The organism is Pseudomonas brassicacearum subsp. brassicacearum (assembly GCF_008801605.1).
Classification (GTDB): domain Bacteria; phylum Pseudomonadota; class Gammaproteobacteria; order Pseudomonadales; family Pseudomonadaceae; genus Aquipseudomonas; species Aquipseudomonas brassicacearum.
The window spans coordinates 180609-202221 of sequence record NZ_VZPJ01000008.1; the positions used below are offsets into that span (position 1 = coordinate 180609).

The following is a 21613-nucleotide window of genomic DNA, read 5'->3' on the forward strand; positions in this document are numbered from 1 at the left end:
TCGAAAAAATGAACAGGAGCGAGGCAACGGCGTGAAAGCCGCCGCCCCGAAACAGCTTAGCGCAGCAACTCCAGGTGCAATCCCGCCGCCTCGCCGCTGGCGGCCTCCATGCGCGCCGCCCGAACGCCCTGGCCCGCCAGAGCCTCAAGCCAATCCTCGGCCCGGGGCCCGGCGATACTGACCCGCAAGCCCGTGTCCAGGTTCAGCGCCCGGGACAACAGGCGCAACCAGGTATCGTCCGGCTCACCGGCAAGACGCGGCAAATCCAGGACCCCTGTGTCCTTGAGCTGGCGCAGCAGCGTGGCCGACGTCGGCAACAGGTCCCCCAGCGCTGCGCTCGCCTCGAACTGCTCGACATGCAGGTAGGCCTTGCGATTGCCGCGGGTGATGGCATACAGCGCAATCAGTGTGTTGTCCGTCGGTGGCGCCAGGCGCAGCAGCAGGAAGGCCTGGCCGTTGTCGGCGCCATAGAGCTTGGAGTTGCCGAAGACGTCGTTGGCCCACAGGCTGCTTTCGCCGCAATCGCGGGCCTGACACCAGAACAACAGCTCGGCGCCCTGTTTCTGCAACGCTTCGCGCGCTGCGGTAAAGGCCTGGGTGGCGGAATGTTCCGGCGGCAGTTCGTAGGTGACCGACGTGACGTTCCCACGGGCATCGACCTGGCCGTCGAAGCGCAGCTGGCCGCTGATCTTGCGGATCGAGCCCATGGGGTAGACGCGTTCCAGGTCGCTGGTCTGCCGGTAATCGACAATCTGCGCGTCGGGCATGCGCGGCACACGCTCCAGGTCGCGACTGCCTGGCACATCGGCGGCGAACGACGCCGGGCTGAAGCAGGCCAGCACCAGCAGGACGAGTGAGTGAACGGATAATTTCATCGGGTCGGCTTGGCCTGGGACGCTTGGACGCAACGGGCGTCGTCGATGCACCGCGAGGCTGATAAACAGAGGTCTGTCATGGTTGTCTCCCTTTCAACCCGCCCAGCCTCGACAGTTGCCCGCCGCAAGTCAAGGAACGGTGAAGAACCGATTGAAACAGTCTGCTACAAGCGTGGCACCGACCTCGTCGTTCAGGTGTAGATGATGGCCGCCGGGCAACTGCTCATGACTGAAGGGTACACGCTCCAGCAACGCCGGGTGCTGGGCCAGCATGCCGTCGGCCGCCACCACCAGATGCGCCGGACAAGCGACCCGCGCCACGAACGCCATGGCCTGTTCATCGGTCAGGCGCAAAGGCGATGGCAAGGTCAGGCGGTTGTCGGTGCGCCAGGTATAGCCCCCGGGCACCGGCATCAGGCCACGCTGGGCCAACAGTTCAGCGGCCTCGCGGCTGACCGCCACCAGCCCCTTCATCCGCGCTTCGATGGCCCGCTCCAGGGTTTTGTAGACCGGCTTGCGTTTCTGCTGCAGATCCAACTGGGCTTGCAGGGCCATGCCCATGCGCTCGGCCGCGTTATCGCCTTTGGCTGTCGGAGGAATCACCCCGTCGATCAGCCCCAGGTGCGTCACCCGCTCCGGCAAGGAGCCGGCCAGCACCAGCGAGACAATGGCGCCCATGGAATGCCCCAACAGAGCGAAACGCTTCAAGCCCAGTTGTTCGGCGACTTGCAGCACATCGTGGGCATAGTCCCAGAGGGCATAACCGGCACCGGGCGGCCGATGCCCGGAGTGACCGTGGCCGGCCATGTCCAGGGCAATCACCCGCAGGCCCTCGAGCCTGGGCGCCAGGCGGGCGAAGCTGTTGGCGTTGTCCAGCCAACCATGCAGGGCAATTACCGGCAGTCCGTCTTCCGGCCCGAACAGGTGGGCCGCCAGTTCGATGTGCGGCAAGCTCAGGCGGACTTCCTCGACCACACTCATGCGCTGCGCCCTTCCCAACGCTGGAACAGGTTCTTGAGCAGGTTGGCCGTGTCCTGTGGACGTTCGAGGGGGAACATATGGCCGCCGGGCATGCTCAGGGATTCGCCATGGAGCATGCGCCCCACCGAACGGGTGTGATGACGCATCACCACGCGACTCTGCCGGCCGCGCACCACGGCCAGCGGCACCTTGAGCTTGCGGGGCCGTCCGGGGCTGGTGTGCGGCACGCCGCGGTAAATGCTGATTTCGGTGGCAGGGTCAAAGCGCAGTCGCAGCCGGTCGCCGACTTGTTGCAGGCCGTGTTGCAGGTAGGCGTCGAAGCAATCCGGGTCAAAGCCGCGGAACAGGGTCTTGCCGGCAAAATACTGCCGGGCGGACTCCAGGTCAGCGAACTCCTCACGCCGACCCAGGGTCCGGCCCGCGGGTGTCAGGCGGTCGATGAAGCCCAGGCGCTTGGCGGCCAGGATCACCCACTGGTCGGTACGGGTCAGCACCGGCGAATCGAGCATGACCACGCCGCGATACAACTGGGGGCAGCGCAACGCCGCGTGCAGGTGCAGCACGCCGCCCAGGGAGTGACCAACGCCCCACACCGGCGCCGGTTGCAGCTCCAGGTGATGAATCAGTTCGTCCACCAGGTTGTGCCAGTTATCGTCCACCGGGAAACGCGGGTCATGACCGTGCAACTCCAGATGCGCGACCTGGTACTGCGGCGCCAGCGCGGCGAACAGTTTGCCGTAGGTGGCCGAGGGAAAACCGTTGGCGTGGGCGAAAAAAATCTGTTGCGACATGACAGCCGATCCATTGGGGGAACTGGGGCAGATTGTCCGCAGAACCCGACGGCACGGCAATGACCGTAACTGACAGGAATGATGACAGTCGGGCTTGGGCTATGGGGCTATCAAGCGGTAAGCACTGCCCCATGTGGCGAGGAGACTTGTGGGAGCAAGGCTCGCCCGCGATGCAGACGCTGGGGTGGATCAGGTGTTGCGCGTCGACGCCATCGCGGGCAAGCCTTCTCCCACAGGAAATCACCCCATGACAGGATTGCGTCCAGCTAGAACATCAACGCGCCGGCGGTTGCTCGCCCAGCGGCACCACGGCCATGGTCAGGCGCGACACGCAGTTGACCTTGCCCTCGTCATTGACCAGGCGAATGTCCCAGACCTGGGTGGTGCGGCCCAGGTGGACCATCCGGGCCGTGGCGGTCACCCGTCCGCTGCGCACGCCGCGCAGATGGTTGGCGTTGATCTCCAGGCCCACGCAATAGAACTTGCTGGCATCGACACAGAGATAGGCCGCCATGGACCCGACCGTTTCGGCCAACACCACCGAAGCACCGCCATGCAGCAGGCCGAACGGCTGGTGAGTGCGATGATCGACCACCATGCTGGCGGTCAGGGATTCGTCGTCGAACGACTCGAAACGAATGTCCAGCACTTCACTGATGGTGTTTTTACCGGCGGCGTTCAGTTGCTCGATGTTGGGGGTGGTGCGCCACAGACTCATCGTTGCCCTTCCTGTGTGATTATTGTTTTACCCAGTCCTGCAATCGATCTGCTCAGGGATGCCTGATCCCTTTGAGCTTCATCGCCCCGGCCAGCGGCATGTCGCCTTCCAGCTCGGCCAGGCCGGCGGTTTGCACTTGCTCGGGGTGCTGCAGATGGCCGTGCTGCAGAAAGCCCAGCAAGCTGCCCACCAAGGGGTTATGACTGACCAGCAGCACATTGTCCTGGTCCTCGAGGCGCTCCAGGACTTTTTGCGGCCGGGTGTCCGGAGTGAGCCAGTTCACCGTGATCAGCTCAGGCTGAAAACCCAGCGCTTCGCGCACCAGTTGTGCGGTCTGTTGGGCGCGCAAGTAGGGACTTGCGTAAATGGCGGCCAGGGGCTGGCCGATCAATTGCGCGGCACTGCGCAACACTTCCTCGCGACCGTGAGCCGTCAGGGCCCGCTCCGGATCCGGACGGGCACCGTACGGCTCCGCCTCACCATGACGCAACACCCACAACTTCATAGCTTCGGCTCCTCGTCCCGGGCGGGATGCGGGGCCGGCGCCACGGTGTGAGGTGCTTCACCTTCCGGCGTGCGCGGGGTCGGCCAGTCCGCGAACGGCCAGGGTTTCTGGTCGCTGTGAAAGGTGCCGAAACGACCGATCTGGGCCAGGAACTGGCTCAGGCTGTCGCCGAAATTCATCAGGCTGGCACTGGGTGCGCCGTAGATCAGCCGATAGATCAACTGCACCAGCACCACGGCGCCGAGGATGAATTGCGCCACCTGCCAGACCAGCAGGTAAATCACCATCCACAGCACACGCAGCAGGATGGATTCGTATTGGGGTTGCCCTTGCGGATCGTTCATGGCTCGCTCCTGCTTGCGGTCAATAAAGGTTCAGTTGAAACCGCTGGTGGAAATGAAATCGACATCGGTCTTCGGTTCGCCACGCATCAACAGCTCGATCACCTGTTCGAGCGTGCGCCCCTCAAACAGGATCGCGTGCAACCCGGCGACCAGTGGCATGTACACCCCCGCCTCCTGGGACTTGGCCTTGAGCACCTTGAGGGTATTGACCCCTTCGGCCACTTCACCCAGGCGCGACACGGCCTCGTCGAGGCTCAAGCCTTGGCCGAGGGCAAAACCGACCTGGTAGTTGCGGCTCTTGGGCGAGGAACAGGTGACGATCAGGTCGCCCACGCCGGCCAACCCCAGGAAGGTCATCGGATTGGCGCCCTGACTGACGGCAAAGCGGGTCATTTCCGCCAGCGCACGGGTGATCAGCATGCTCTTGGTGTTCTCGCCCATGCCCAGCGCCACCGCCATGCCGGCGATGATGGCATAGACGTTCTTCAACGCCCCGCCCAGCTCCACACCGAAACGGTCGGCACTGGCGTAGACCCGGAAGGTACGGCCATGCAGTGCCGCCTGGACCCGCTGGCACAGCTCCTCATCCTCACTGGCGACCACCGTAGCGGTCAGCGCATGCTCAGCGATTTCCCGCGCCAGGTTCGGCCCGGAGATCACACCGATCCGAGCCTTGGGCGCGATTTCTTCGAGAATCTCGCTCATCAGCTTGAAGGTCTTGGCTTCGATGCCCTTGGTCAGGCTCACCAACAGCTTGCCGCTCAAGCGTTCCGCGTAGGGCGCCAGCACCGAACGCAAGGCGCTGGACGGCAAGGCGACGAAGAACAGGTCGCTGCCCTCCAGGGTTGCCTGCAAGTCAGTCACCGGTTCCACTTCCGGGCGGATCTTGATGCCCTTGAGGTAACGCGGGTTCTCGCGATTGACCCGGATGGCCTCGGCCTGCTCCGGGTCACGCATCCACTGGCGCACCGGGTGACCATTCTCGGCCAGCAGGTTAGCCACGGCGGTGCCGAAACTCCCGCCTCCCAGGACCGCAATCGGGCGCTGTTCAGTCATATGCAATCCGTTCATCCATACCAAGTGGCAATGCGGGGCATTATACGGAGCGGCCAGAGCGCGACCAGCCCCGGCAACAATTACCACCAGTTGTAGGAAGCTGACCATCAATTCCTAGGAAAATGCTGTCAACGCGAATGGAAAAGTCGTTCAGCTCGGTTAACATGCCCGCCATCCACCCTATCTCAAAGGCTGTGCCGTGTCCGTTGGCCCTTCCCGTCCAGGTTCGTCCCTGCTATTGGCACTGATCATCAGCCCGCCAGTGCTGGGCGACGACCTGTTCGTGGACAGCCAGCCCATGCCCCAGGTGCTGACGGCCACGCGCCTCAAGCAATCACCAGCGGCAGTGCCAGGCAGCATGACCGTGCTCGACAGCGAGTTGATCAAGGCCAGCGGCGCCCGCGATATCAGCGAACTGCTGCGCCTGGTGCCGGGCATGATGGTCGGCAACATCAGCGGCAACCAGGCTGCCGTGAACTACCATGGCACCAACGCCAGCGAAGCCCGCCGCATGCAAGTGCTGATCGACGGCCGCTCGGTATACCGCGCCGGCCTGGCCACGGTGGACTGGAGCGATATTCCGGTGGCTATGGAGGACATCGAGCGGATCGAAGTCTTCCGCGGCCCCAACACCGTCAGCTACGGCGCCAATGCGCTGATGGCGGTGGTCAATATCATCACCCGCGCCCCGGCCGACAGCCATGGCACCCGGCTGAAAATCACCCGTGGCCAGCGTGGCATAAGCGACTGGTACGCCAGCCAGGGCAGCGGCTGGGACGGCGGCGACCTGCGGCTGTCGCTGTCCGGCCAGGAAGACGATGGCTTTGACAGCGACCGCAACGGCGCCGATTACCGCGACAGCCGCCGCCTGAACCGCTTCAACCTGTCCGTCAGCCAGACGTTGGACGAGCAGCAAAGTATCGATTGGCAATTGAGCGCCAAGGACGGGACCAATCAGCGGCCCTATACCTACCATCCGGTGTTTGCCGGGATTACCGCCGCTGGCGATAACTCCGACGTCATCGCCAAGGACTACGCCGGCTCACTGCGCTGGAACCTGGACCTGGACCCCAACCACAGTCTTTATGTACAGGGCTCGATCCAGCACTGGGATCGCCAGCAGACCTGGCGCGCCTGCGACGCCGAGGTGTCCTTCAGCCCGCAACTGACCGACCTGTGGCAGCTCAACCCCAACTATGCCGAGAAGCTGGCACGCAATATCCCCAGCTACATCAACAGCGGCGCGCCAGCCGGCACGCCACAGGAACAAACGTTGGCCAATCAGGTGCTCGACCAGTGGCGCAACGGCGCCTCGCAAACCCTGTGCGGCGATATCGACCAAAGCGCCCGGGAATCGCGCTACGACCTGGAGATCCAGGACACCCTGAGCCTGTCCGACAGCCTGCGACTGGTCACCGGCGCCAACTATCGCTATGACCGGGCCGACTCGGAGACCTACTTCAACGGCACCCTGGACGACACCACGTGGCGCCTGTTCGGCCAGCTCGAATGGCGGGCCACCGAACATTGGTTGTTGCAGGGCGGCGCGATGTTCGAAGACACCCGCCTGACCGGCAGCTCGCTGACCCCACGGGTCGCGGTCAACTACCTGATCACCCCGCGCCACGGCCTGCGGGCGGTGTACTCCGAAGCCGTGCGCTCCCCGGACATGTTCGAGAACAACGTCAACTGGAGCTATCAGGTCACCAACCTGCAACCCGCCGCCTTCGGCCAGAACAGCGCCCGTTACTTCGTCCGGACCCGCGGCCCGGGCAACCTGGAGCAAGAGCACATGCGCTCCCGGGAACTGGGCTACAACGGTTATTTCGTGGACCTGGGGCTGGCGGTCGATGTGAAACTGTTCCATGACGAAATCACCGGCATGATCAGCGAACCGTTGCGCAACAATCAGTACATCGCCAGCAACAGCAACGAATCGCAATTCTCCGGGGCCGAAACCCAGTTCGACTGGCGCTTGACCAGCACCGACCGCCTGCGCCTGACCTATGCCTATGTCGACGCCCAGGCCAGCAACCCCCTCGACGAACAACTGACCGCCCGCAACAGCGGTTCGGCCGGCTGGCTACGGGACTGGGGCCAAGGCTGGAACAGTGCGTTGTTCTATTACGCCGCCGACGCCCTCAATGGCTATCGCTACGAACGGATGGACACCCGCCTCGCCCGGCGCATTCCCCTGGGCAAGGCCAGCCTGGAACTGGCGGGGGTCCTGCAGCAACGCCTGGATAACCAGCCCACCACCTTTATCGACAACCGCTACGACTCCCGCCATGTCGTGTACTTCAGCGCGGAGTTGTCCTTCTAGATGTCCCGACGCCCACCGCGCAAGACGCCATTTCATGGCCGCCTGACGCTAGCCCTATGCCTGGCGTTTGCCGGTTGGCTGGCGACCATCGAGGCCCGGGCCGCCGAGATCCTGCTGACCGGCGCCGAGGACAGCCCCGGCGTGCAATCTTTTACCCAGGCCCTGAAAACCCTGCGCCCCGAAGACAGCGTGCGGTTCACGCCGCTGGCCAACCTGCCAGCGCCAGACAAGTTGCCGGGCAATGTCCGCCTGGTCCTGCTTGACCTGCCCAGCCTCGACTGGCGCCTGCAAGACGCCCGGGGGCCGGCCACCCTGGTGCTGCGCATCAGCCGCCAGCAAGCCCGCGATCGCCTGGGCGAAGCAACGCCTGCGCACCTGAGCCTGCTGTGGAGCGATCCACCGATGGCGCGGCAATTGCGGCTGATTCGCACCATCCTGCCGCAGGTGCGACGGGTCGGCGTGCTCTACGACACCCACAGCGAATTCCTGCTCAAGGACATTCAACAGGCCGCGGCACCGCTGGGCCTGGCCATCGTCAGCGAACGCTGGGACGACACCAACGACAGCCGTCCCCTGCAAAACCTGCTGGGCCAGAGCGACGTGCTGCTGGGTCTCGATGACCCCGACTTGTACAACCCCAAGACCGTGAAGAACCTGTTGCTCAGCAGCTACGCCCGGCAACGCGCCCTGATCGGGCCCAGCGCCGCGTTCGTCAAGGCCGGCAGCCTGGCCAGCACCTATAGCGACCAACAAGACTGGCTGGCGATTCTCGACGAGCTGCTCGACCGCCCCGCCACCACCTGGCCGCGCACCCTCTATCCGGACCGTTTCAAGGTCCTGGGCAACCGGCAAGTCTCCCGCTCACTGGGGATCGAACCGATTGATGCCGAATCCGTCGCGGCAACGTTGGCCGAAGGAGAACACCGCCCATGACCTTGCGTCGCCGTTGGGACATCAACACCCGAACCCAGCTCATCGCCCTCGGCCCGGCATTGTTGCTGACCGTGCTGCTGATCAGTTTCTTTACCTTCGTGCGGATCCAGGACTTGCGCCAGGAACTCAATCACACCGGGCAACTGATCGCCAACCAACTGGCCCCTGCCACGGAATACGGGGTGATTTCCGGCAACAAAGAAGTGTTGGAAAGCCTGCTCACCGCCACCCTGGCAACCCCGCACGTGCGCTTCCTGGAGGTCCAGGACAGCACCGACAAGGTCCTGGTGTACGTCGAACAACCCGAGCAAACCCGCAGCCGTGCCCAACAGGTCGAAGTCTTCCAGGCCCCGGTGCGCCTGCAGCGCATCGCCCTGAACAATGACTTCCTGCAGGGCAACAGCCCATCCGTGGAGGCCTCCGGCGAAGATTACCTGGGCCGCGTGATCGTCGGCATGTCCAGTGACGCCTTCAGTCAGCGGCAGCAGGAAATCCTGTTCAAGGCCGCGATCCTGGCGCTGTTCGCCCTGCTGTTCACCTTCCTGGTGGCACGCCGGCTGGCGACCAACCTGTCCCGGCCGATCCGCGATATCGGCAACGCGGTCAAGGCCATCCAGCAAGGCGACTACAGCACCCCGCTACCCATCGTCGACGACGCCGAACTGGGGGCCTTGTCGCGGCACATCAACAACCTGGCCGATGGTTTGGGGCAAGCCAGCCGCGAACAGCACCAGGCCATGGCACAGTTGATCAAGACCCGCGAAGAAGCGGAAAAAGCCAACAGCGCCAAGTCCGAATTCCTGGCGATGATGAGCCATGAACTGCGCACGCCCATGAACGGCGTACTGGGCATGCTGCAGTTGTTGGAAACCACCCGCATGACCGACGAGCAGCACGAGTACACGGCGTTGGCCTCGGAATCCACCGAACACCTGCTGAAGGTGATCAACGACATCCTCGATTTCTCGCGCATCGAACGCTCGGCCCTGGAGCTGGAGCACATCCCGTTCAACCTGGCAGAGCTGGTGAGCAGTTGCGCGCAGTCGTTCCAGCACAGCGCCGCGCAGCGCAAGCTGGGCCTGGACCTGCTGGTCCCGGACGACATGCAGGCCTTGCAGGTCCAGGGCGATCCGACGCGGATACGGCAGATCCTGGTCAACCTGATCGGCAATGCACTGAAATTCACCGAGCAAGGTCGTGTCACCGTGCAATGCCAGTGGCAGGCCCTGGACCACGAACTGCTGTGGTTCACCTGCACAGTGCGCGACAGTGGCATCGGTATCCCGGCAGAGAGTCTGGAGCGCATGTTCGACGCCTTCCAGCAGGCCGACAATTCGATCTCTCGGCGCTACGGCGGCACCGGCCTGGGCCTGCCGATCGCCCGTACCCTGGCCGAGCGCATGGGCGGGACGCTGCGGGCCCAGAGCGAAGAAGGCCAGGGCTCGGTGTTCACCCTCGAAATCCCGCTGGCCCTGTCGCGCCAGACACCACCGATCCTGGCGCCGCGCCTGCCGGTTGGCAGCGGCGATGGCGAAGGCCGCAACGTGTTGCTGGTGGAAGACAATCCGGTCAACCAGACGGTGGTCGAAGCCATGCTGCGCAGCCTCGGCTTCACCGTCAGCATCGCCACCGATGGCGCCCAAGCTGTACGCAGCGCCGAAAGCCTGATTTTCGAAGCGATCCTCATGGATTGCCGATTGCCCATCATCGATGGCTACGAAGCCACGCGGCAGATCCGTCAGTTGCCAGGCTGCGGCGAGGTGCCGATCATCGCCCTGACGGCCAACGCCTTGCAGGGTGACCGCGAAGCCTGCCTCGCGGCGGGCATGAACGATTACCTGGCCAAGCCGTTCAAAAGGAACGACCTGCAGCAGATTCTGCAGCGCTGGGTGAACTAGAACAGGTCACTGGACCATCTGTGACTGGCGTGAAAGGCGAAAGTGCGGCAGTCTTAGGCACCCGAACAAGCCTCGATTGGGGCTTGAATAAAAATTTCAGTGCACAGGTGTACATTCATTTCCCGTGTGCTGTGACTTTCACTACAACGCAATAGTCTATGAGTAGGCTGTCGACTCGAGGCATGAACGCTTCGATCGGCCGGGAAGATTTGCCCCACCCTGCCGCATGGGACTATTGAGGAGCTCGCATGACCAAACAAAACGCCTTTACCCGGGAAGATCTGCTGCGCTGCAGTCGCGGTGAGCTGTTCGGCCCAGGTAACGCGCAACTGCCCGCCCCGAACATGCTGATGGTGGATCGCATCACCCATATCAGCGAAGAGGGTGGCAAGTACGGCAAAGGTGAATTGGTCGCCGAGCTGGATATCACTCCGGACCTGTGGTTCTTCGCCTGCCACTTCGAAGGTGATCCGGTGATGCCGGGCTGCCTGGGCCTGGACGCCATGTGGCAACTGGTCGGTTTCTTCCTCGGCTGGCAAGGCCTGCCGGGTCGCGGTCGCGCCCTGGGTTCGGGCGAAGTGAAGTTCTTTGGTCAGGTCCTCCCGACCGCCAAGAAAATCACCTATAACATTCATATCAAACGCGTCCTCAAGGGCAAGCTGAACATGGCCATTGCCGATGGTTCGGTTGCCGTGGATGGTCGCGAGATCTACACCGCCGAAGGCCTTCGGGTCGGCGTTTTCACCTCCACTGACAACTTCTAAGGGTTATCCGCATGCGCCGCGTCGTTATCACTGGTCTGGGCATCGTTTCGTGCCTGGGCAATGACAAAGAGACCGTCTCCGCTAACCTGCGTGCAAGTCGCCCTGGCATCCGGTTCAACCCGGAATATGCCGAAATGGGTCTGCGTAGCCAGGTTTCCGGCTCCATTGACCTTCCCCTCGAAGAGCTGATCGATCGCAAGATCTACCGTTTCGTCGGCCACGCGGCGGCTTACGCCTACCTGGCCATGAAGGACGCCATCGCTGACTCCGGGCTGACCGAAGAGCAGGTTTCCAACCCGCGCACCGGCCTGATCGCCGGTTCCGGTGGCGCCTCCACCTTGAACCAGATGGAAGCGCTGGACATCCTGCGCGAGAAAGGCGTCAAGCGCGTTGGCCCATACCGCGTCACGCGGACCATGAGCAGCACGGTTTCCGCCTGCCTGGCCACGCCGTTCAAGATCAAGGGCCTGAACTACTCCATCGCCTCTGCCTGCGCCACCAGTGCCCACTGCATTGGCAACGCCATGGAACAGATCCAGATGGGCAAGCAGGACGTCGTGTTCGCTGGCGGCGGTGAAGAAGAACATTGGAGCCAATCGTTCCTGTTCGACGCCATGGGCGCCCTGTCCAGCAAGCGCAACGACACGCCGGAAAAAGCTTCCCGTGCCTACGATGCCGACCGTGACGGTTTCGTCATTGCCGGCGGCGGTGGCATGGTGGTGGTCGAGGAGCTGGAACACGCCCTGGCCCGTGGCGCCAAGATCTACGCGGAAATCGTCGGCTACGGCGCCACTTCCGACGGCTACGACATGGTCGCTCCAAGTGGCGAAGGCGCCATCCGTTGCATGCAGATGGCCATGTCCACCGTTGACGCACCGATCGACTACCTGAACACCCACGGCACCTCGACCCCGGTCGGCGACGTCGCGGAAATGAAAGGTGTGCGCGAAGTGTTCGGCGGCAATGCCCCGGCCATCAGCTCCACCAAGAGCCTGTCGGGTCACTCCCTGGGCGCCGCCGGCGTTCACGAAGCGATCTACTGCATGCTGATGATGGAAGGCAACTTCATGGCCGGTTCGGCCAACATCGACGAGCTGGACCCAGAAGTAGCCGATCTGCCAATCCTGACCAAGACTCGCGAAAACGCCACCATCAATACCGTGATGAGCAACAGCTTCGGCTTCGGCGGCACCAACGCCACCCTGGTACTGAAGCGCTGGCAGGGCGCGTAGGAGCTGCCGCAGGCTGCGATCTTTTTAAAGCGAAAAAGATCGCAGGCTTCGCCAGCTCCTACAAGTCAATAAAAACGCCCTGACTGGTTCGGGGCGTTTTTTTTGCCTGGCGAATATGCCTGAGTTCATTGTGGGAGCGAGCTCGCTCCCACGTGTTCCCTCAATCAGCGCACGACAAACCGCTGCTGCGCCAGCAGCCGATCACCCTGGAACACCATGAACCGCCACTCCCCCGGCACCACTTCGTGGCTTTCGGTGAATTCGTAGGCCATGACATCCTGGGGCGCGCCGGGCACCAGTTTCTGGATGACCTCGAACTTGTCGTGGCGCACGCCATCAGGGGTGCGGATGCCGGGGGTGAAGTACAACAGGGTCAACGGCTGGTCATCCGCGACCTTGCCGGCCAACTGGTAGCGCATGCCGAACTTGGTACCCAGCTTCGCCGGCACGCTCTCGGTCTGGCGGATCTGCTCGTTGCCGCGCCGCAGGACCCGCTCTCCCGATTGCAGCTCGGCTTGCGGCCCTTCGAAAACACCGTACTCCACCGGGCCTTCGACACGGACTTCGGCCTGTGCCAGGCCGCAGGTCAACAACAGCGCGACCAGTGCGCTTGAACGGGTGAGGTGCATAGTGCGCTCCTTGATTGAGATGAGCGCGAGGGTATGACGCGGGAGTGACAGGCTGATGACAAAGCGATGTTGCTCTGTGGGAGCAAAGCTTGCTCGCGATGCAGGCACCTCGTTTCCCCGAGAACCGGCGTCGTCTTCATCGCGGGCAAGCCTTGCTCCCACACAACACCGCCAGAAAGTTATCCCGCGCTACCTTCCGCGCCACGTCTTGCGGCAAGGCATCGAGGAACGGATCGAAGCTGCGCAGCTCCTTGCCCAACCTGTCGAACCGCCCGACGACATCCGAGCCCACCATGAAGCGCTCAGGAAAGCGCTCCACCAGCGTTACCCACTCATCCCGGGGCTTACCCGCCTCGTCCAGCAAGTACGGCGTGAGCACGCTCCAGGAAAGGTCTATGTACAGATTGGGATAGGCCTCGAGCATGCGGGTCAGGGTCGGCAACAGAAAATCCAAGCGGGTCTGGTGGCGATGGATTTCCATGCTGGTACCGGCGTGGGCCCAGATGAAGCGCGTGTGCGGATGATTGCGCAACGGCTCCTCGATTTCTGCCAGGTACAGCGGATTTTTCTCACGCTTGGAAGTGATGTTGGAATGCAGCATCACCGGCAGGTCGTTCTCGGCCGCCAGGTGATAGATCCGCGTCATGGCTTCGTTGTTGGCCCTTGGGGTGTCGCCTGAGGTCAGCGCCGTCAGATCGTCATGGCGGGTGAAGACCTCGCCGATGCCTTGCCACAAACCCGGGTAGAGATCGAGCATGCGCTGGATATGGGCGGCGGAGTTCTTGTCGTTGGGATTGAAGCCCGACAGGAATGGATGAAAGTGCCGACGCTGCTCGTCGGTCAGCTTGCTCACCGCCGCGGCGACAATCACGTCGGTGGCGCTGTACCAATAGGCATCCGCATCGTCACCGGCGTAATAGCGTGGACGCTTGGGCTCGTCCTCATGCCATTTCTTGGCCACCGGCACACCGGAAATCATCACATGCTCAATGCGATTGTCCGCAATCGCCTGGAGCAACTTGGGCATGCCGGCGGTTTCCTGGAAGAAATCGACGTAATGCAGGTGTGCATCGCTGTAGGCATATTCGCGAGCCACGGCGCCGCTGCTGGAAACGACCAGTAGCCAGGCGCAGATCAAACGGGTCAGGGGCACGGGCAGTCTCCAGAAGCCTTGAAGAGCGTAGACCCCAACCGTCCCGCCGGGGTTCAAGGCGTATCTGCCGCGTCTGCCGGCGACGGGTTATGCTTCGTGCAACCGTTGTTCAACCTGGAAGACAACATGACCACTCCCCTGACCGTTCGCCCCCGCGCCGAAGATGTCGAAGGCCAGCCGATTCTTCGCCCACTGCCGTCCGCCAAATGCCGCAGCGTCGGGCCTTTCGTGTTCTTCGATCACATGCTGCAAACCACCTACCCGGCCGGGAGAGGCATGAATATCCGCCAGCATCCGCATATCGGCCTGTCCACCCTCACCTACCTGTTCGAAGGAAAACTCCAGCACAAGGACAGCCTGGGTTCCGACCAGGTGGTGGACGCCGGAGATGTCAGCTGGATGACCGCCGGCAGCGCCATCGCCCACGTCGAGCGCACCCCCGAGTCATTGCTGGGCAGCGCGTTCGTCATGCACGGATTGCAAGTCTGGCTGGCCTCGCCCAAGGCCCATGAACAAGGCCCCGGGCACTACAGCCATCACCCGGCACAGAGCCTGCCGGTCAGCGAGAACCTGGGGGTCAGCATCCGGATGATCGCCGGGTCAGGCTTTTGCCTGGAATCGCCAGTGCCGGTGCTGTCGCCGACGCTGTATGCCGAATTGAACCTGCAGACCGCGACGACCTTGTTGATTCCCAACGAGCATGCAGAGCGAGCCCTGTATGTGCTGAGCGGCGAGGCCTTATTGGATGGCGAGCCGGTAGAAGCCCGTTCCCTGGTGATCTTGCCGACAGGGGAAGAAATGACGCTGTTTGCCGACAGTGACTGCCACGCCGTGCTATTCGGCGGTGCGCCCCTGGACGGGCCGCGACGGATCAACTGGAACTTCGTCTCCAGCGACCCGGCCCGGATCGATGAAGCCCGCCGGCGCTGGGCGGCTGGGGACTGGCCGACGGTGCCGGGGGAAAGCGAGCGGATCGAATTGCCCTAGATTCAAGGTTGCCTGTCAGGCAGTCATCGCGAGCAAGCTCGCTCCCACACTGGATCGGTGTCGTTCGCAAGTGCTGCGACCCCCCCGGTCAAATGTGGGAGCGAGCTTGCTCGCGATGGTTTTGTATCAAACGCCCCAATCTCAGCCCCTGAACACTTCATCCAACAAGTTATGCATCGACCGGAACGCCCGCCCGGCGACCTTGGCGTCGTACATCATCTTGCCCGGCACATTGGCCTGCGGGTCGGTGAACGAATGCACCGCACCGCCGTAGCTCAGCAGTTGCCAATCCACCCCGGCGGCGTCCATTTCATCTTCGAAGGCCGGTAGCTGCTCTTTCGGCACCAGCGGGTCCGAGGCGCCATGCATGACCAACACCGCGCCCTTGATGTTCTGCGCATCGGCCGGGTTCGGTGTATCCAGGGTGCCGTGGAAGGAAATCGCCGCCTTCAGCGGTGCGCCGCTGCGGGCCAGTTCCAGGGCGCAGCAACCCCCGAAGCAAAAGCCGAACGTGGCCAGCCTGGAAGCGTCGACCTGCGCTTCGCCCTGGCTCTGCAGTTGCTCAAGCGCCGCCTGCATGCGCTTGCGCAACAACGCCCGGTCGTTCTTGAGGGGCATCATCGCCGCCCCCGCCTCATCGGCATTGCTCGGGCGGACCGTCTGCCCGTAGAGGTCGGCGATCAACACCACATAACCGTTGGCCGCCACCGATCTGGCGATGTCCTCGGCCCCCGCCCCTACGCCCATCCAATTCGGCGCCATCAGCAACCCCGGGCGCGAGCCCTGTTGGCTGACGTCGAAGGCCAGGCGGCCTTCATAGGTTTGACCTTCGATCTGATAGACCAGCGAACGAACCGTAACCTGACTCATCACGGACTCCTTTTTGACTGAACACCAGAAATGAAAAAACCCGCCGAAGCGGGTTTTTCCTGCACTTGTTTAAGCTGACAGTTCAACCAACAGCTTGTTCAGGCGACGCACATACGCCGCCGGGTCCTTCAGGCTGTCGCCAGCCGCCAGGGCCGCTTGGTCGAACAGGATGTGCGACAGATCGCCGAAACGCTCTTCGCTCTGCTCGTTGTCGAGTTTTTCCACCAGCGGGTGCGCCGGGTTGAATTCGAAGATCGGCTTGGAGTCCGGGACTTTCTGGCCGCTGGCTTCGAGGATCTGACGCATTTGCAGGCCCAGGTCCTGCTCACCGATGGCCAGGATCGCCGGGGAATCGGTCAGACGGTGCGAGACACGCACTTCGCTGACAGCATCGCCCAGGGCCGTCTTGATCCGCTCGACCAGGCCTTCCTTGCTCTTGGCGACTTCTTCGGCGGCTTTCTTGTCTTCTTCCGAATCCAGGTTGCCGAGGTCCAGGTCACCACGGGCCACGTCGACAAAGCTCTTGCCGTCGAACTCGTTGAGGTAGCTCATCAGCCACTCGTCGATGCGGTCGGTCAGCAGCAGCACTTCGATGCCTTTCTTGCGGAAGACTTCCAGGTGCGGGCTGTTCTTGACCTGTGCATAAGTTTCACCGGTCAGGTAGTAGATCTTGTCCTGACCTTCCTTGGCGCGAGCCAGGTAATCGGCCAGGCCAACGATCTGCTCGCCATCATCACCTTGGGTCGACGCAAAGCGCAGCAGGCCGGCGATCTTCTCTTTGTTGGCGAAGTCCTCGGCCGGGCCTTCTTTCATCACCTGGCCGAAGTTTTTCCAGAAGCTCTTGTACTGCTCGGGCTCGTTCTTCGCCAGTTTTTCCAGCATGTCCAGCACGCGCTTGGTCAGTGCCGACTTCATGGAATCGATGATCGGATCTTTCTGCAGGATTTCCCGCGAAACGTTCAGCGACAAATCGTTGGAGTCCACCACACCCTTGATGAAGCGCAGGTACAGCGGCAGGAACGATTCGGCCTGGTCCATCACGAACACGCGCTGCACGTACAGCTTCAGGCCGCGTGGCGCTTCGCGCTGGTACAGGTCGAACGGTGCACGGGCCGGCACGTACAGCAGCGAGTTGTACTCCAGCTTGCCTTCGACCTTGTTATGGCTCCAGCTCAGCGGGTTCTCGAAGTCGTGGGCGATGTGCTTGTAGAACTCCTGGTATTCCTCGTCTTTCACCTCGGTGCGCGGACGGGTCCACAAGGCACTGGCGCGGTTGACGGTTTCCCATTCCACTTCAGGCTTTTCTTCGCCTTCGGCAGCGGTGACTTCCTTCGGCAGCTCGATCGGCAGCGCGATGTGGTCGGAGTACTTCTTGATGATGTTGCGCAAGCGCCAGCCATCGGCGAACTCGTCTTCACCGGACTTGAGGTGCAGCACGATGCGGGTACCGCGATCAGCCTTGTCGATGGTGGCGACTTCAAACTCGCCCTCGCCCTTGGACGACCAGTGCACGCCTTCGCTCGCAGCGAGGCCGGCACGGCGACTGAACACTTCGACCTGGTCGGCAACGATGAACGCGGAATAGAAACCGACGCCGAACTGGCCGATCAGGTGGGAATCTTTCTTCTGGTCGCCGGACAGGTTCTTCATGAAATCGGCAGTGCCAGACTTGGCGATAGTGCCCAGGTGCGTGATCACCTCTTCGCGGCTCATGCCGATGCCGTTGTCTTCGAGGGTGACGGTTTTCGCGTCCTTGTCGAAGCTCACACGGATTTTCAGCTCAGCGCCGCCTTCCAGCAATTCAGGCTTGGAAAGGGCTTCGAAACGTAATTTGTCGACAGCGTCAGAGGCGTTCGAAATCAACTCGCGAAGGAAAATTTCCTTATTGGAATACAGCGAGTGAATCATCAGGTGCAGCAGTTGCTTCACCTCGGTCTGGAAGCCCAGGGTTTCCTTTTGAGTTTCCACGCTCATGGTCATCAAACTCCAAGTGGATGGTGGTGTCCGCCTCGCTGAGATTGGCGGCGGGATGTCCTCAAGGTGGGGGCAACGCTGATGATTTCAAGGGCGATCCGGTTTTGACGGCTCCTGGATCTTGAAATGCGCCTGGGCAGTGGCGATGGGTTCGGCCTCGACGTCTTGCCAGGTGGTGATTGCGACGTTGGCCACCCGCCTCTGGCACCTGGCCGGGTACTGATGGAAATGTGTTGCGAAGAAATTGCCTGAGCCACGGATAATCGCTGCTTTAATACCCGACGGCGGTTCACGAAGAACAATGGCCGAGTAAAAAGGAGCATCAATGCATCAGGTAAAGCTGCCATCAGGTGGAGCATTATGGATGGCAGCAAGCCTGCTTTCATTCATAGGCATGGCTGTCGCGGCCCGAGAGCTTTCCAAGTTCATGTCGATCTTCGAGATCCTGTTTTTCAGGTCCTTGGTCGGACTGATCATTATTTTTCCGGTTATTTACCAACAGCGCGCCAAGCTCAAACAAGCCCGTGACCTGGGCCTGCAGATTGGCAGGAACGCGGTTCACTTCGCCGGACAATATGCCTGGACCATTGGCGTGGCATCGCTTCCGTTGGTCAAGGTCTTTGCCCTGGAGTTCACCACGCCGATATGGGTTTCCCTCCTGGCGTTTTTATTCTTGAAGGAAAAACTCTCCACCGCCAGGGTATTCGGCGCCATCGGCGGTTTCCTGGGCGTCCTGGTCGTTCTAAGGCCCGGCCTTGATAGCATCGAACCCGCCGCGTTTATCGTTCTTCTGGCCGCCATGGGCTATGCAACATCCATCATCATGGTGAAAAAACTGACGTTGACCAGCAGTCCCGCCATCATCGTGATCTGGATGGTGCTTCTACAATTGCCCTTGGGCCTTGGCCTGTCCCTGGCACAATGGCGTACCCCTACGCTTGCCTGCATCCCCTGGATCCTGCTGTTGGGCATAACAGGTTTAAGTGCGCACTTCGCCATGGCCAAGGCGCTCAGCGTCATGGAAGCCTCCATTGCCATCCCGATTGATTTTTTCAGGGTGCCGCTCATTGCCGTCGTTGGTTTTTTTCTCTACGGCGAGCCTCTCGAAATCTGGGTACTGGTCGGCGCAGTGATTATCTTCGCCTCAAACTATCTGACCTTCCGGGTCGAACAAAAGAACATGCCATCATCAACTTCACCGAGCTCTGAGTGATCAGTTCAAGGGCGATCCGGTTTTGACGGCTCCTGGATCTTGAAATGCGCCCGGGCAGTGGCGATGGGTTCGGCCTCGACGTCTTGCCAGGCGGTGATCGCGACGTTGGCGACCCGCCGGCCCTGGCGCCAGACCTGGCATTTGGCATAGGTGTCGCGAAACTGCCCGGTGCGCAGGTAATCCAGGGAAAAATCGATGATTTTCGGTATGCCTGGCGTGCCGGTGGCGATCAACAGATGCACGGCAGCGGCCAGTTCCATGAAACCGGCGATGACCCCACCATGGATGGCCGGCAGTAAAGGGTTACCAATGTTGTCTTTGTTGGCCGGCAGGCGAAACAACAAGTCGTCGCCCTGGCGCGTGCATTGGACGCCGATGAGTTGGGCATAGGGGATCGAAGCGAGCAGCAGCGCGTAGTCGCCCTGCTCGCAAGCGCGGCGCAGTTGTTCCTGAGTGATATCGGTCATGGCTGGCCCACAGCGGTCATCGGGCCGCCCTTCCCTATTCCCCTGGCATGCTGGCCCAGGCGCATGAAGGTACCCACCACATGGGCGATGGGTTGTTCGGGATCGTCCTGATAGGCGAAACCCCGGGTGAAGATCACGTCCGGGGTGACTCGGTAGCATTGCGCGAAGCCGTAGACATCCTTATGGGGCTCGGCGGCGTGCATGTAGTCGATGCGCAGGTCGAGGGTGGGACAGACTTCGAATTGCGGCAGCACACATAAGGTCGACATGCCGCACGCGGTGTCCATCAATGAGGTCAAGGCCCCGCCGTGGATGATGCCCGTCAGTGGATTGCCGACGATTTGCGGGCTGAACGGCAGGATGACCGTCAGCCCGTCACGACTGGCACTGTGCAACTTCAAGCCCAGCACCTGGCAATGCCTGAGTGCGGATAAAAAACGTGTCGCACGCTCAAAAACGGGGTCTTCGGCCATTCGATTAGCGCTCCAATGAGTGACGAGACCTGAAAACAGGCGCAATGCACAAAGTTCCATTGCAGTGCAAAGTTATATATCTGTTACGCAACAGGAACTTAATCCGAGGGGCGGCGTTCAAAAGGCCAGTAGTTATTTCCATAAGGAGAAACACCCCATGCGTAAGACTTTTGCTATTGCCTTGATGTTGGCCGCCTCCCTCGGCCTCGCTGCCTGCGATAAAAAATCCGAGGACAAAGCTCAAGATGCCCAACAACACGCTGAGCAAGCTCAGCAAGACATGAACAAAGCACAGGATAAAGTGAACGACGCGGCGAAAGAAAACGCCGAAGCCGCCAAAGCTCAGTCTGAATCGAACAGCGCCGCCCAGCAGGAAGCACCTGCTACCGCGCCTAAAACCAACTGATACGGTTTTAGCAGTAGAGAAAACCCGCCTGGTGCGGGTTTTCTTTTGCCTGCGATTTGGCGGCGACGCCTGTCAGGCCGCTTCCTTGCCCACCTCGGACACTGGCGCTTCGGTGGGGGTATAGACCATCACGTCCAGCACATCGGAGTGAAACTCGCGCTGATACAGCACGAACACCACACCAGCACTCATCAGCATGAATAACCACGGGCTGACGAACCACGCCAACATGGTCATGCCGAAGTAATAGGCACGCAGGCCGAAGTTGAACTGGTTGGCGGCCATGGAGATCACTCGCGCCGCCCTCAGCGCAAAGGCCTTGCGCTCCTGCTCCGACACATGGCGCTCGCCGATCATCGGCGCCGAGCCAATCAGCACTGCCGCAAAGTTGTATTGGCGCATGCACCAGCTGAACGTGAAGAACGCATACACGAACACCAGTGCCAGGCACAGCAACTTGACCTCCGCCATGCCCTGGGAAGCCTGCTGCACCATCGGTATGTCCGCCAGCAACGACACCGCCCGATCAGATGCCCCGAGTACCGTCAGGATACCGGCCAGGATGATCAGCGTGCTGGAGGCGAAGAAGGATGCATTGCGCTCCAGGTTGCCGATCACGCTGGCATCGGCGATACGGTTCTCACGCAGCAACATGCGGCGCATCCAGTCTTCGCGGTACAGGTGCATCACGCTGGCCAGGCACGCCGTGTCGCGCGCCTTCCAAGAGGCATAACGGGTGTAGCCCGCCCAGCAGATGATGAACCAGGCGGCGGCAAGCAGGTGGATCAGGTTGGCTTGGATGAATGACATTCGATTTCCTGTGACGAAACAAAATCTGTGGCAATAGTATCAGCGAACCCTGTGGGAGCGAGCCTGCTCGCGATAGCGGTATAACTTTCACTTCGATGTCGGCAGTTCCAACGCTATCGCGAGCAGGCTCGCTCCCACAGTCCACGGAAAAAGACACTGCACTCAAAAAAAATGCCCCGTATCGATTGATACGGGGCATTTCAGTTCTTGC

General features: G+C 61.7%; 22 protein-coding genes and 1 pseudogene. 8 read left to right on the plus strand and 15 right to left on the minus strand.

Features of this window, described 5'->3' with window-relative positions:
• Positions 1-56: 56 nt before the first annotated feature.
• The 7 genes from F7R20_RS19345 to F7R20_RS19375 all read right to left on the minus strand — a co-directional run bounded on the left by F7R20_RS19345 (position 57) and on the right by F7R20_RS19375 (position 5270).
• Entirely contained in the window at positions 57-875 is an 819-nt protein-coding gene (locus F7R20_RS19345) for a DUF4892 domain-containing protein (protein ID WP_003204380.1), read from the minus strand.
• A gap of 129 nt (positions 876-1004) precedes the next feature.
• Positions 1005-1856: an alpha/beta hydrolase gene (locus F7R20_RS19350; RefSeq protein ID WP_081352568.1), complete on the minus strand. Its 852-nt coding sequence runs from the start codon at positions 1854-1856 to the stop codon at positions 1005-1007.
• Positions 1853-2647, minus strand: a complete 795-nt coding sequence (locus tag F7R20_RS19355) for an alpha/beta fold hydrolase (RefSeq protein WP_003204386.1) — start codon at positions 2645-2647, stop codon at positions 1853-1855. The genes F7R20_RS19350 and F7R20_RS19355 overlap by 4 nt, the downstream gene beginning before the upstream one ends.
• 274 nt (positions 2648-2921) lie before the next feature.
• Entirely contained in the window at positions 2922-3365 is a 444-nt protein-coding gene (locus tag F7R20_RS19360; RefSeq protein WP_003204388.1) for a hotdog fold thioesterase, read from the minus strand.
• Positions 3366-3417: 52 nt separating this feature from the next.
• Positions 3418-3870 (minus strand): phosphohistidine phosphatase SixA, encoded by a 453-nt coding sequence (gene sixA, locus F7R20_RS19365; RefSeq protein WP_003204390.1) that lies wholly within the window; start codon positions 3868-3870, stop codon positions 3418-3420.
• The gene (locus F7R20_RS19370; RefSeq protein ID WP_003204392.1) at positions 3867-4214 is read right to left on the minus strand and encodes a DUF4389 domain-containing protein; all 348 of its coding nucleotides are present in this window, start codon (positions 4212-4214) and stop codon (positions 3867-3869) included. The genes sixA and F7R20_RS19370 overlap by 4 nt, the downstream gene beginning before the upstream one ends.
• A gap of 30 nt (positions 4215-4244) precedes the next feature.
• The gene (locus F7R20_RS19375) at positions 4245-5270 is read right to left on the minus strand and encodes an NAD(P)H-dependent glycerol-3-phosphate dehydrogenase (protein ID WP_003204394.1); all 1026 of its coding nucleotides are present in this window, start codon (positions 5268-5270) and stop codon (positions 4245-4247) included.
• 199 nt (positions 5271-5469) lie between these two features.
• Here F7R20_RS19375 and F7R20_RS19380 point away from each other — a divergent pair, with 199 nt between their 5' ends.
• The 5 genes from F7R20_RS19380 (at position 5470) to fabB (ending at position 12420) form a co-directional block, all read left to right on the plus strand.
• Positions 5470-7593: a TonB-dependent receptor plug domain-containing protein gene (locus tag F7R20_RS19380; RefSeq protein ID WP_003204396.1), complete on the plus strand. Its 2124-nt coding sequence runs from the start codon at positions 5470-5472 to the stop codon at positions 7591-7593.
• Positions 7594-8526 (plus strand): ABC transporter substrate-binding protein, encoded by a 933-nt coding sequence (locus F7R20_RS19385; protein WP_003204397.1) that lies wholly within the window; start codon positions 7594-7596, stop codon positions 8524-8526.
• A complete protein-coding gene (locus F7R20_RS19390) occupies positions 8523-10424 on the plus strand; it encodes an ATP-binding protein (RefSeq protein WP_003204399.1) in 1902 nt (633 codons plus the stop codon). The genes F7R20_RS19385 and F7R20_RS19390 overlap by 4 nt, the downstream gene beginning before the upstream one ends.
• A 248-nt stretch (positions 10425-10672) precedes the next feature.
• The gene (gene fabA / locus F7R20_RS19395; protein ID WP_003204400.1) at positions 10673-11188 is read left to right on the plus strand and encodes a 3-hydroxyacyl-[acyl-carrier-protein] dehydratase FabA; all 516 of its coding nucleotides are present in this window, start codon (positions 10673-10675) and stop codon (positions 11186-11188) included.
• A gap of 11 nt (positions 11189-11199) precedes the next feature.
• Positions 11200-12420 (plus strand): beta-ketoacyl-ACP synthase I, encoded by a 1221-nt coding sequence (gene fabB, locus F7R20_RS19400; protein ID WP_003204403.1) that lies wholly within the window; start codon positions 11200-11202, stop codon positions 12418-12420.
• A gap of 164 nt (positions 12421-12584) precedes the next feature.
• On the opposite strand, the gene F7R20_RS19405 is transcribed toward fabB, so the two are convergent.
• Together F7R20_RS19405 and F7R20_RS19410 are read right to left on the minus strand one after the other, a co-directional pair.
• A complete protein-coding gene (locus F7R20_RS19405) occupies positions 12585-13049 on the minus strand; it encodes a DUF3859 domain-containing protein (protein WP_003204405.1) in 465 nt (154 codons plus the stop codon).
• A gap of 136 nt (positions 13050-13185) precedes the next feature.
• Positions 13186-14202, minus strand: coding sequence for an amidohydrolase family protein (locus F7R20_RS19410; RefSeq protein ID WP_003204407.1), 1017 nt, complete (start codon positions 14200-14202; stop codon positions 13186-13188).
• A gap of 126 nt (positions 14203-14328) precedes the next feature.
• On the opposite strand from F7R20_RS19410, the gene F7R20_RS19415 reads away from it, so the two are divergent.
• Positions 14329-15189, plus strand: a complete 861-nt coding sequence (locus F7R20_RS19415) for a pirin family protein (RefSeq protein WP_003204409.1) — start codon at positions 14329-14331, stop codon at positions 15187-15189.
• Between the two features lie 141 nt (positions 15190-15330).
• On the opposite strand, the gene F7R20_RS19420 is transcribed toward F7R20_RS19415, so the two are convergent.
• The 3 genes and pseudogenes from F7R20_RS19420 to F7R20_RS19430 form a co-directional block, all read right to left on the minus strand.
• Positions 15331-16059 (minus strand): dienelactone hydrolase family protein, encoded by a 729-nt coding sequence (locus F7R20_RS19420; protein ID WP_003204411.1) that lies wholly within the window; start codon positions 16057-16059, stop codon positions 15331-15333.
• Positions 16060-16128: 69 nt separating this feature from the next.
• Complete coding sequence (gene htpG / locus F7R20_RS19425) at positions 16129-18033, minus strand: molecular chaperone HtpG (RefSeq protein ID WP_003204412.1); 1905 nt, start codon at positions 18031-18033, stop codon at positions 16129-16131.
• A gap of 87 nt (positions 18034-18120) precedes the next feature.
• Positions 18121-18240, minus strand: a pseudogene (locus F7R20_RS19430) (PaaI family thioesterase); the annotation flags it as partial.
• Between the two features lie 118 nt (positions 18241-18358).
• Here F7R20_RS19430 and F7R20_RS19435 point away from each other — a divergent pair.
• A complete protein-coding gene (locus F7R20_RS19435) occupies positions 18359-19246 on the plus strand; it encodes a DMT family transporter (protein WP_003204414.1) in 888 nt (295 codons plus the stop codon).
• A 5-nt stretch (positions 19247-19251) separates the two neighbouring features.
• On the opposite strand, the gene F7R20_RS19440 is transcribed toward F7R20_RS19435, so the two are convergent.
• Together F7R20_RS19440 and F7R20_RS19445 are read right to left on the minus strand one after the other, a co-directional pair.
• On the minus strand, positions 19252-19713 hold the full coding sequence (locus F7R20_RS19440) for a PaaI family thioesterase (RefSeq protein WP_003204417.1): 462 nt from the start codon (positions 19711-19713) through the stop codon (positions 19252-19254).
• Positions 19710-20186, minus strand: coding sequence for a PaaI family thioesterase (locus F7R20_RS19445; RefSeq protein ID WP_003204420.1), 477 nt, complete (start codon positions 20184-20186; stop codon positions 19710-19712). The genes F7R20_RS19440 and F7R20_RS19445 overlap by 4 nt, the downstream gene beginning before the upstream one ends.
• 157 nt (positions 20187-20343) lie before the next feature.
• On the opposite strand from F7R20_RS19445, the gene F7R20_RS19450 reads away from it, so the two are divergent.
• Positions 20344-20592 carry a hypothetical protein gene (locus tag F7R20_RS19450; protein WP_003204422.1) on the plus strand — a complete coding sequence of 83 codons (249 nt, stop codon included), beginning with the start codon at positions 20344-20346 and terminating at the stop codon, positions 20590-20592.
• Positions 20593-20664: 72 nt separating this feature from the next.
• Here the strand turns inward: F7R20_RS19450 and F7R20_RS19455 are convergent, their stop codons facing one another.
• Positions 20665-21402, minus strand: a complete 738-nt coding sequence (locus F7R20_RS19455; protein ID WP_003204424.1) for a DUF599 domain-containing protein — start codon at positions 21400-21402, stop codon at positions 20665-20667.
• Positions 21403-21613: the final 211 nt, after the last annotated feature.